The organism is Amycolatopsis rubida (genome assembly GCF_900115345.1).
Lineage (GTDB): Bacteria > Actinomycetota > Actinomycetes > Mycobacteriales > Pseudonocardiaceae > Amycolatopsis > Amycolatopsis rubida.
Map to the genome: position 1 here is coordinate 173,306 of NZ_FOWC01000001.1, position 10,303 is coordinate 183,608.

General features: G+C 71.6%; 7 protein-coding genes. 3 read left to right on the plus strand and 4 right to left on the minus strand.

Translation table 11 applies throughout. From position 1 onward, the window contains the following. Positions 1–5 precede the first annotated feature (5 nt). Positions 6–1,316: a glutamate-1-semialdehyde 2,1-aminomutase gene (locus BM362_RS00905; RefSeq protein ID WP_093571900.1), complete on the plus strand. Its 1,311-nt coding sequence runs from the start codon at positions 6–8 to the stop codon at positions 1,314–1,316. Here BM362_RS00905 and BM362_RS00910 read toward each other — a convergent pair. Next, entirely contained in the window at positions 1,288–4,470 is a 3,183-nt protein-coding gene (locus BM362_RS00910; RefSeq protein WP_093571901.1) for an AfsR/SARP family transcriptional regulator, read from the minus strand. The two genes, BM362_RS00905 and BM362_RS00910, sit on opposite strands and share 29 nt — an antisense overlap. A 118-nt stretch (positions 4,471–4,588) precedes the next feature. On the opposite strand from BM362_RS00910, the gene BM362_RS00915 reads away from it, so the two are divergent. Continuing rightward, complete coding sequence (locus BM362_RS00915) at positions 4,589–6,070, plus strand: FAD-dependent monooxygenase (RefSeq protein WP_093571902.1); 1,482 nt, start codon at positions 4,589–4,591, stop codon at positions 6,068–6,070. 22 nt (positions 6,071–6,092) lie between these two features. Beyond that, positions 6,093–7,253 carry an SGNH/GDSL hydrolase family protein gene (locus BM362_RS00920; protein WP_093571903.1) on the plus strand — a complete coding sequence of 387 codons (1,161 nt, stop codon included), beginning with the start codon at positions 6,093–6,095 and terminating at the stop codon, positions 7,251–7,253. Between the two features lie 27 nt (positions 7,254–7,280). Here BM362_RS00920 and BM362_RS00925 read toward each other — a convergent pair whose 3' ends face one another. Genes BM362_RS00925 through BM362_RS00935 form a run of 3 tightly spaced genes read right to left on the minus strand, consistent with a single transcriptional unit; the run spans position 7,281 to position 10,302 of the window. Continuing rightward, positions 7,281–7,919 carry a phosphatase PAP2 family protein gene (locus BM362_RS00925; RefSeq protein WP_093572681.1) on the minus strand — a complete coding sequence of 213 codons (639 nt, stop codon included), beginning with the start codon at positions 7,917–7,919 and terminating at the stop codon, positions 7,281–7,283. Positions 7,920–7,927: 8 nt separating this feature from the next. Then, complete coding sequence (locus BM362_RS00930; protein ID WP_093571904.1) at positions 7,928–9,097, minus strand: glycosyltransferase; 1,170 nt, start codon at positions 9,095–9,097, stop codon at positions 7,928–7,930. Then, positions 9,094–10,302: an O-antigen ligase family protein gene (locus tag BM362_RS00935; protein ID WP_208865084.1), complete on the minus strand. Its 1,209-nt coding sequence runs from the start codon at positions 10,300–10,302 to the stop codon at positions 9,094–9,096. Before BM362_RS00935 ends, BM362_RS00930 begins: the two co-directional genes overlap by 4 nt. Between the last annotated feature and the right edge of the window lies 1 nt (position 10,303).

The window sequence follows — 10,303 nt, forward strand, 5'->3', positions numbered from 1 at the left end:
CCGTCATGGACCTGCCCCTCTCCCGGATCGCGAACGAACGCCTGCACCGCGCCATCCCCGGCGGTGCGCACACCTACGCCAAAGGCGAGGACCAATACCCGGAAAATCTCGCGCCGGTCATCTCCCACGGCCGCGGCGCCTACGTCTGGGACGTCGACGGCAACCAGTACCTCGAATACGGTTCCGGCCTGCGCGCGGTCAGCCTCGGCCACGTGCATCCGCGGGTGACCTCGGCCGTGCGCGACGTGCTGGAGCGGGGCAACAACTTCGTTCGTCCATCCATTGTGGAGCTTGAAGCGGCGGAACAGTTCCTGGAGACGGTGCCGACCGCGGACATGGTGAAGTTCGCGAAGAACGGCTCCGACGCGACGACCGCCGCCGTCCGGCTCGCCCGCGCCGCCACCGGACGGCCGCTGGTCGCCCAATGCGCCGACCACGCGTTCTTCTCCACCGACGACTGGTTCATCGGCACCACCCCGATGTGCTCCGGAGTTCCCGCCGCGACGATGGCGATGACGGTGCCGTTCCCGTACGGCGACCTCCCGGCGGCCGAGCAGATGCTGCGGCAGTTCCACGGGCAGGTGGCGTGCCTGATCCTGGAACCCACCAAGGGCGTGGACCCGCCCGAGGGCTACCTCGCCGGGCTGCTCGAACTCGCGCATCAGCACGGCGCGCTGGTGATCTTCGATGAGATGATCACCGGGTTCCGCTACTCCGAGCACGGTGCACAGGGACTGTACGGCGTAACGCCGGATCTCTCGACGTTCGGCAAAGCGCTCGGCAACGGCTTCGCGGTCGCGGCGTTGGCCGGCCGACGGGACTTGATGGAGCTGGGCGGCCTACGCGATTCGCGGGACCGGGTGTTCCTGCTGTCGACGACGCACGGCGCGGAGACCCCCGCACTGGCCGCCGCTATGGCGGTAATCGAGGTCTACGCGGCGGAGGACGTGACGGCTCGGCTGCACGCGCTCGGGGCGCGGCTGGCTGCCGGGGTGAGCGAGGCAGCGGCTGCGCACGGGGTCAGCGAGCGGGTGCTGGTGCGGGGGCGGGACAGCAATCTGGTGTTCGCGACCCTCGATGGGGATGGCGCTCCGTCGCAGGAGTACCGGACGTTGTTCATGCGGCGCTTGCTGGAGAACGGGGTACTGGCTCCGTCCTTTGTGGTCAGTGCGGCGATGACGGAGCAGGACATCGACCGGACCGTGGAAGTGGTCGCGTCGGCCTGCGTGGCGTACCGGAAAGCGCTGGAGGCCGGGGATCCGTCGCCGTGGCTGGGCGGGCGTCCGGTCAAGCCGGTGTTTCGCCGAAAAGCCTGACCCGCACCGAGAGCAGGGCCGACGGAACGGTCAACTGCCAGCCGCGCTCGTAGGCGGCAGCGAAACCCTCGTCGCCAAGTTCGGTGCGGGAGCGGGCGCTCAGCGCGCGGATCTGCAGATCGGTCCGGTCGTGCGCACCGCGCAGCCTGGCCGCCGCGCCGAGCAGGGCGGCCGCGTCTCGGTAGCGCCCGTACAGCGCGGCGACACCGGCTACAGCCACTGCCACCATCGCCAGGATCGGCATGTCCGAGCTGTCCACCGCGGCGAGGTACGCCCGGCTCAGCGCCGCTTCGGCCCCTGGTCCGTCGCCGGTCTCGAGGCAGAGCGCACCGCGCGCCACGGAGATCAGGGCCTGATTGTGGCCGCCGCCGGACTGCGGGTGTTCCGACAGCCCGGCCTCGACCGAATCGAGCAGCTCGCGGGCCCGGTCCAGATCGCCGATCCGCACCCACAGGCCAGCTTCCAGCGCGTCGGTCAGGATCCCGAGTTCGGGAGAGGACACGCGCTCCCGGTTGGCGGCGATCATCCCGGCCGCCCGCGCGGTTTCGCCGCGCCGGACGTGCAGGTCGATCGAACGCAGGTTGAGGAAGACCTCGTCGCTGACGCTGAGCGAGCCGAACTCGCGGGCCAGCGTCCTGGCCTGGGCCAGATCGGCCAGCCCGCCGCCGAGATCGCCGTCGTACTGCCGCAGCAGCGCGCGCAGCGGCAGTGCGGTGGCGAGACCCCAGCGGTCGCCGGCCCGGCCGAAGATCTCCAGCGCGGCGGCGACGTCGCCGCGGACCTGGTCGAAGTGACCCGCGTTCTCCGCGAACTGAGCCCGGAACAGGGACGCCAGCCCGGATAGCCATTCGTCCGGTCCGTCGATGAACCGCTGAACGGTCTCCGGCGACGCGCTCGTCTCCGGGATGGTGGCCAGCCGGAGCGCGACCAGCGCGCCGGCGAAGGACGGCAGCTCCGGCCGGTCGGCGAGCGCCCGCAGGTGCTCGCGCCAGTCGGCGGGCGGGGCATAGGCGGCGAACCGGTTGATCAGCAGCACCTGCTCGGCGACGGCGCGCAGCACGCTCGGCTGCGCGCCCGGCGTCGAAACCGCCTCGCCGAGCCAATGAACCGCGTCGGTGTGGCTGCCGAGCATCTGCCAGTACCAGGTCAGGTTCACCGCGAGCCCGATCGCGCCGTCGGCGTCGCCGGTGTCGCAGAGGTGGCGCAGGGCGGCGAGCACGTTGTCGTACTCGGCGCGGAGCACCCGCAGCGCGTCCAGCTGCCGAGGGCCGCGCAGCAGCGGGTCGTTTTGGGCGACCAGACCTGCGAAGTACCCGGCGGCGAGGTCCCGCACGCTGGTCCGGAGTTCTTGTGCGGCAAGGCTTTCCAGCCCGTATTCGCGGATCGTCTCCAGCATCCGGTACCGGCCGGTGTCCGGGACGAGCCGCAGCAGCGACCGGTCGACCAGGTCCGCGAGCAGATACGGGATCTCACCGGGCGGCACCGCGGCGTCCGCGCAGACCGCGGCGGCCGAGTCCCGGGTGACTCCGCCGGGCAAGACCGAGATTCGTTCCGCGACCGTGCGCTCGTCCGGGCTGAGCAGCTCCCAGCTCCACGCGATGACCGCGCGCAGCGTGCGGTGCCGAGGGAAGGCGGTCCGGCTGCCGGTGGCGAGCAGCCGGAACCGGTCGGACAGACCGGCCGCCAGGTCTGGCAGGGCAAGCGTGCGCAGGCGGGCCGCGGCCAGTTCCAACGCCAGTGGCAAGCCGTCCAGGCCGCGGACCACCGTCGTGACGTCGGCGAGATTCGTCTGCTCCACCACGAAACCGGGACGCACGGCCGCGGCCCGCTCGGCGAACAGGCGCACCGCCGCGGTCCGCCGGGCCGGTTCGACCTCCGCGTCCGGCTCGGGCAGGGCGAGTGGGCCGAGCGGCACCAGCGCTTCGCCGTCGACGGCCAGCGGTTCACGGCTGGTGGCCAGCACCCGAAGCCCGGCGCACCGGGACAGCAGCGCCTCCACCAGCTGGGCCACGGCGACGACGAGATGCTCGCAATTGTCCATCAGCAGCAACCGTTCCCGGCCGCCGAGCTGGTCCGCGAGCACGTCCAGCTCGGCACCCTCGACCCGCGTCCTCGCCTCGAACAGCGCGCCGCCGCGCATCCTGATCCCGGCCAGCACGGCCGCGCCGACCTCGGCCGGTTCGGAGACCGAAGCGAGGTCGATCAGCCAGGCGCCGCCCGGGTACTCGTGACGGCGGGCGGCTTCCAGCGCGAGCCGGGTCTTGCCTGCTCCGCCGGGGCCGAGCACGGTGATCAGCCTGCCGGCGGCGAGCAGTTCGCCGATCCGGGCGAGGTCGTCGTCCCGTCCGACGAAGCTGGTCAGCGCCGCCGGGAGGTTGCCCGGGCTTCCCGCGGGAACCGCCGCGACCGGGTTGCGCAGCAGGCGCAGATGCCGCTCTCGCAGTGCGGTGCCTGGGTCGGTGCCGAGGGTCTCGGCCAACGCCTCGCGGATCTGTTCATAACAAGCGAGCGCGTCGGCTTGGCGGCCTCGTGCGGCCAGCGCGTCCATGAGCAGCGCTGCCGCCCGCTCGTGGACCGGGTGCTCAGCGAGCAAGCCGGACAGCCGGGTGGCAGCCGCCTCGACGCGGCCCAGCGACAGTTCGGCGTCGGCGAGATCAGCCACCGCTTCGACGGAGACCTGCGCGAGCCGGGTCGCGGCGGCTACCGACACCGCGGCGACGGCCGCTGGCTCGGCGCGGGGCTGGTCGCCCCACAGCGCCACGGCCTCGCCGAGCACGTCCGCGGCGGCCGACAGACCGCCGGTGCGCAGATAGTCCCGGCCAGCGGCGATGAGGTGTTCGAACCGCACCACGTCCACGTCCGCCGGAGCCACGTCCAGCCGATAGCCGCCAGCGGCCTGTACGACGACGTCCGCCGAACCGAGCATCCGGCGCAGCCGCGAGACGAGGGCCTGCAGAGCGTGTGCGGGATCGGCGGGCGGGTCCTCGGCCCAGATCGCATCGACCAGGACTGCGGGCTCGACCGTGCGCCCTCCGGCGAGCGCCAGCCGCGCGGTCAAGGCTTGCAACCGCGGGCCGGGGACGGGCAGGACGGCATCGCCGCGAGACACCTGCACAGTGCCGAGCAGCGTCACGCGTAGCGGGACAGCAGCCACCCTTCGATCTTCCCGTGTCGGCCCGATGGCCGCCTGAGCCGGGGTGTGCGCGCCGTGTGCGCCTCGTGTGAGCGGCGGCGGGCAATCTCGGGCTCACCACACAGAAGAAGGGGTTGTCATGCATGACGTAGTGATCGCGGGAGCCGGGCCGGTCGGCCTGTTCCTCGCCGGTGAACTGGCGCTCGCCGGCTGTTCGGTGCTGGTCCTGGAAAAGGAGGCGGACCCGCATTCCCCGTGGCGGAAGATGCCGCTCGGGATGCGGGGGTTGTCGGGCGGGTCGGCCGAGGCGTTCTACCGCCGCGGAATGCTGCGTCCGCTGCTGGCCGAGTCCGGCCTGGCCCCCGCCGAGGAAGAGCAGGTGCGCCCGAGCTGGGTCGGCCATTTCGCCGGCACTCCCCTCGACCCGGCCGACGTAGACCTCTCCGCGCTGCCCTACCGGCTGCCCAGCCCGGCCCTGGACGGCATCATGACCAGCCTTGAAGCGGTCGAGACGGTGCTGGCCGAACGGGCGGTCAAACACGGTGCCGAGATCCGGCACGGCGTCCAGGTCTCCGGTCTCGTCCAGGACGACGAGGGCGTGCTCGTCCGCGACGGCGACCACGAGTACCCGGCTCGCTGGCTCGTGGGCTGCGACGGCGGACGCAGCACGGTGCGCCGGCTCGCGGGCTTCGCCTTCGTCGGCACTGAGCCGCAGCTCACCGGGTACGTCGCGCTGGCGACGTTCGCCGATCCCGGCGAGCTGACTCCTGGCTTCAATCTGACCCCGGCGGGCATGTACCTCACGATGCCCACGCCCGGCCACTTCGGCGTGCTGGACTTCGACGGCGGCACGTACGACCGTTCGCAGCCCCTGACCCGCGAGCACCTTCAAACGGTGCTGCGCCGAGTCTCCGGCACCGACGTGACGCTCGGCGAAGTGCACCTCGCCTCCAGCTTCACCGACCGGGCACTGCAGACGACCGGATACCGGCGCGGCCGTGTCCTGCTCGCCGGCGACGCCGCGCACATCCACTCGCCGCTGGGCGGGCAGGGGCTCAACCTCGGCATCGGCGACGCCATGAACCTGGGCTGGAAGCTCGCGGCGACCGTGCGCGGGGCCGCGCCGGACGGTCTGCTCGACACCTACGTCGCCGAGCGCCATCCGATCGGCGCGCGGGTGCTCGACTGGTCGCGAGCCCAGGTGGCGGTCATGCGCCCGGACCCGCACTCCCGGGCGATCCAGGCTGTGACGCGCGACCTGATGACAACCCGCGCCGGTACCACCTACGTCTTCGAGCGCGCCTCAGGACTGTCGCTCCGCTACGACCTCGGCGACGACCATCCGCTGGTCGGCCACAACGCGCCGGACTTCCGTCTCGCCGACGGCAATCGCCTCGGCGAGCTGCTGCAGGACGGCCAAGGTGTCGCCCTCGACTTCAGCGACGACGGACGGCTGCGCGACGTGGCGGAGCGTTACCCGGTCCAGTACAAGGCCGTCCCGGCGCACGACGACCTCGGTTACGACGCCGTGCTCGTCCGGCCGGATGGCATCGTCGCCTGGGCCAGCGACCGCGACCCGGACCCCGGCTCGTTCGAAAACGCCCTCACCCGTTGGTTCTGACCCTTTCGCAGAGGTGGACATCATGGAAAACCACTGGATCGCTGCCTGGGGCACCGCGCAGCAGCTGGCGACGGCGGCCGAGTCCGGCGGCGGGCCGGAAATGCCCGACGAGGCACCGCCGGACTTCGGCACCACCCCGGAAACGGTGAGCGCGCAAACCGTGCGCATGGTGGCGCGTTCGACCGTCGGCGGCACCGCCGTGCGCGTCGCCCTTTCAAACTCCTTCGGCCACCCGCCGGTCCGCATCGGTGCCGCCTTCCTCGACGGCACCCAGCTCACCTTCAGCGACCGTCCCGAGGTGGTCCTGCCGACCGGCGCGCAGATCTACAGCGACCCGGTCGAGTACCCCGTGTCCCCGCAGACTGACCTGGCTGTCTCGCTGTATCTCCCCGGCGAGAAGGTCACCCCGACGGTCCACGAGGTCGGACTCCGCACGGCGTGGCTCGCCCCAGGCGACCAAACCGCCTCGACGGACTTGCGGGACGCCACCGAGTTCCAGTCGTACCTGTGGCTCACCGGCATCGACGTGTTCGCGCCGCGCACCGCCGCCACCGTCATCGCCTTCGGTGACTCCCTTGTGGACGGTATGGAGACCACGCCCGGCACCGACGCACCCTGGACCTCGGTCCTCGCCCGCCGGTTCGCTTCCGATTTTCCGCCCCGCGCGGTGGTCAACATGGGCATCTCCGGCAACCGCGTCCTGCGCGAGAGCGACGGCATGGGCACCAGCGCGCTGGCTCGCTTCGACCGCGACGTGCTGGCCCGCCCCGGCGCCCGCTGGATCATCCTGTCCGTGGGCGGGAACGACCTGATTTTCGGCTCCCTGCCGGGAATGCCGGACAGCGAACAGGCCACCGCGGCCGACCTCGTCGACGGCTACCGCCTGCTGCTCACCCGGGCGCGGCTGCACGGCCTGCGGGTCGTCGGCTGCACGCTGCCGCCGATCGGCGGATCCCCGGTCTTCACTCAAGAGTTCGAGGACGCCCGCCAGCAGGTGAACCGCTGGATCCGCGACAGCGGCGAGTTCGACGCGGTCACCGACCTGGACGCGGCGCTGCGCGACCCGGCCGAGCCGACGAAAATGCGCGCCGGGCTGGTCTCCGCCGACGGAGTCCACCCGACCGACGCCGGGCACGCGGCGATCGCCGAGTCCTTCGACCTGGAGCTGTTCCGGCACGCCTGACCAGCCGTGCGGGGAACCACACCGCGGTCAGCGGGCGGCGATGCGGTCGATCCAGCAGGCGGTGACCGGCACGATCGCCAGCGCCGCCGCGAAGCCGCCGATCGTGTCGGTCGGGTAGTGCGCGCCCAGCCCGACCTCGGCCCACGCCATCAGAATTCCGCAGACCAGGGCGAACCCCAGCGTCCTCGCCACTGCCGCGACCCGGCCCGACCGCCCGGCCAGAACGTAAGCCCCGGTCAACGCCAGCGCGGTCGCGAAAGCGGTGTGGCCGCTGGGGAACGACAGATAACTCCCGTGAATCGTCCGGCCGGTCAGCGGCTTCAGCACCGAAGTCACCGCCACCGTCAGCCCGCAGCCGACCACCGCCAGCGCCGCTGTCCGCAGGCGGTGCGTCAGCAGGCAACCGCCGATCACCAGTACCAGGATCAGCAGCGCGCCCAGCGGTTCGCCGCAGAAGTCGATCGCCGTCGCGAAGTACCACCACGGGTCGGGCACCAGGTCCGGGCCGGGCAGGAGCGGGGCGTCGAACGCGCTCGGCACCGAGTGCCCGGCGAAGCGCAGGCCCAGCGCGATCAGCGCCAGGAAGCCGAGCGCGGCCAGTACCAGCGAAGGCGTGCGCAGAACGATCGGAAGCGCCCGGGGCGAGGTCTTCAGTCGATCGCGCACAGCTTCCTTCATACCGTGGAAATCGCTTCCTCGTAGCCTTCGAGCAGCCGTTTCAGCCCCACGTCCGGGGTGAAGTCCGCCTCGTACCGCTGGCGCGCGGCCTCGCCCATCCTCCGGTTCAGCTCCGGGTCCAGCACGTCGGCCAAAACTGAGGCCAGCGCCGCCGCGTCCCCGGGAGTGTGCAGCAGGCCGGTGACGCCGTCGGTGACCAGCTCCTCGAACGCTCCGTGCGCGGGCGCGACCGTCGGCACCCCGGCGGCCATCGCCTCCACCACTACGAGACCGAACGCCTCCAGCCACGTCGAGGGCACCACGACCGCCGCCGCTCGGGCGATCAGTTCCTGGCACGAAGCCCGGTCCTGGAGGCCGACGTAGGACACGGTGTCCCGTCCGGCGGCCCAGGCCGCGACGTCGTCGGACAGCGGCCCGGTCCCGGCGATCAGCAACGGCAGCTTGCCGGAATACTGCTCCCACGCCGCCTTGAGCAGCGGAATGCCTTTCTCCTCGGTGAGCCGCCCCAGAAACAGGAGGTGCTCGCCCTCGCCGCTGCGCCGTCGGCCCTGGTCTGGGACGAAGTTGTGCTTCACCGTCATTCGCGCGGCGGGCAGGCCCGCGTCCACGAGAAGGCGGCGCTGGGCGGCGGAGATACAGAAGAACCGGGTCACGCCGGTTCGCCAGCGGTCCCGGTTGACCAGCAGGTTTACCGCCATCGGCACGGTCGCGGCGGCTGAGTCGCGGTAGCAGCCGTGCCGGACGGCGGGGACGGGCAGGCCGCCGACGCAGTCGGTGCAGATCCGGCCGTCGCGGTAGAGCGTGCCGGGCGGGCAGACGAGACCGTAGTTGTGCAGGGTCGCGACCACCGGCACCCGCGCGTCTGCGCACGCGGCCAGCACCGACGGCGACAGCAGCGGGAAGGTGTTGTGGACGTGCACGACGTCCGGCCGCTCCCTGCGCAGCTGCGCCAGCAATGCCGTCCGCGACGCGCGGTTCCACGGCACTCGCAACGGCACCAGCGCCTTGCGCGCCAACGGCATCGACGCGATGTCGTCGCTGTGCCGCTCGAACCGCCGCACGTCGATCCCGGCCGAGATCAGCAGCGAGACCTCGGCGTCGACCACGTTGTTCTCGCCGCTCGGCTGCTCCGACCGGTAACGGTTGTGCACCACCAGAATCTTCACGCCAGCTTCTCCCTCGCTGGAGCCTCTCCCGTGGCCAGCAACGACGCGGCGACCGCCAGATGCAGCAGGTACGGCGACGCGTCGCCGAGCCCGGCTTCGGTGTAGGACGCGGAAACGCAGTAGGCGATCAGGAAAATCGCGCACGCCCTGGCCAGCGACGGCGGCCGCAGCACCGCGATCGCGACCAGCACCAGCAGGAACGCGGCGACGATCCCGATCCCGACGAAGCCCTGCTCGTGGTAGATCGCCAGCCAGCTGTTGTCGATCGGCAGGCCGTCATAGGACTTGTCGGTAAGGCCGACGCCGAAGAGGTACTCGAATCCGGTCCGCGGCGCGGACAGCAGCGCGTCCCACACCTTCGCGCGACCGGTCAGGCTGGAGAAATCGTCGGTGCTCTGGCCGCGCAGGAACCACGCCTGCAGCAAGCCGCCCAGCACCAGCGCGGCGAAGCCGGCCACGAGCACGATCCCGGCGAACACCTTCCGCGCCCGCGCGCTGACCAGCCCCTGCGACAGCAGCGCGACGATCAGCCCGGCGACGAGCCCGAGCGTCGCGGTGCGGGTGTGGGTGAGCAGCAGCACCCCGAGCGAAGGCACGACGACGATCAACGCGCTCTTGGCGTCCGTCCGTTTGCCGAGCCACATCAGCACCGCGAGACCCGCGATCACCGCCGCGTACTGGCCGATCTGCGGCGGCGTCAGCGGCCACACCGCGCCGGAAAGGCGGCCGCCGTAGATGTCCGGCATCGCCTTGCCCGGGGCGGTCACCAGGCCGAGCACCACCGAAATCAGCACCGCGCCGAACATCCGGATGTGCGCCCGCACGAACGTGAACGACCCGTCCCACCAGCCGCTGAGCAGCCAGAGCGTCGCGACGAACACCGCGAACCGGAAGCACCGGAACAGCGCGCCGAGGCCGGATTCCAGGTCCACGCTGGCCACGATGCTCGTGAGCAGCAGGAAGGACAGGAGCATCAGGTACGCGCTCGGCCGGATCCTGACCCGCAGGTTCAGCACCAGGGCGAGCAGGAACGCGCCCATCAGCGCGCCCATGGTGACCAGCTGGATCACCGCGCGCGGCAACGGGATCACCGTCTGCGCACCGGTCGAGCCGAGCGTGTTGAGGATCAGCAGCGCCCAAGCCGCGCTTACCGCCTTCGGTGCCGATTTCGTTTCGGCTGGCAGCGTGGCGGTCAATTCGGCCATG